The 654-nt window shown below is 48.2% G+C and carries 1 protein-coding gene; it reads right to left on the bottom strand.

Features of this window, described 5'->3' with window-relative positions; translation table 11 throughout:
* Nucleotides 1-643: metal ABC transporter solute-binding protein, Zn/Mn family (locus R7Z50_RS28175; RefSeq protein WP_318149843.1), on the bottom strand; the 643-nt coding region annotated here is incomplete at its 3' end.
* Nucleotides 644-654: the final 11 nt, after the last annotated feature.

Genomic DNA, 654 nt, shown 5'->3' on the forward strand with positions numbered 1-654 from the left:
CCAACTTGGTCAGTGATTGCAGATGCGAGGTCGTCGGCGATACCCCTGGTTTGGGCTCAAGATCCGCAACTTGAACCATGCCCAGCCAATCGAACAAATATCGGTAAGTGGAATGATAGCCCACAACTTGCTTACCATTTAACGGCTTAGCTTTTGCTTCCCATTCGTTGAGTTTTTTTCGCCAATGCGCACGAAACTTCATCCCATTGAGCTGGTAGGTTGGCGCATTTTCAGGATCAACCGCTTGCAAACGCTGAGTCACAACGCGCGAAAGCGTAATCATGTCATTCGCAGCAAACTGCACGTGCGGATTACCATGCGCATGAATGTCACCCATACTGCGATCCACATGTTGATGTGTATCCAGCATACGTACAAAACTGGCAGCGTAAATCATGCTTTTTGCCCCATTTTGCACCGCAGCATTTGAGCTTCGTGCCTGTAGCATAGGCAACCACCCTACTTCTAGCTCTGCTCCAGAACACATAGCCAAATCGGCTTGACGCATTTTCGCAATCAACGAAGGGCGAGCTTGCACGTAATGTGGATCTTGTTTATCGGTAGTAGCAGAGTAGATATTTGCTTCTGGAGCGTGGCGTTGCAATAAAGCTTTCCATTCCGGCTCACAAACAAAAATATCCAAAGCCCATGTTG

This window comes from Vibrio sp. 1249-1 (assembly GCF_033340495.1).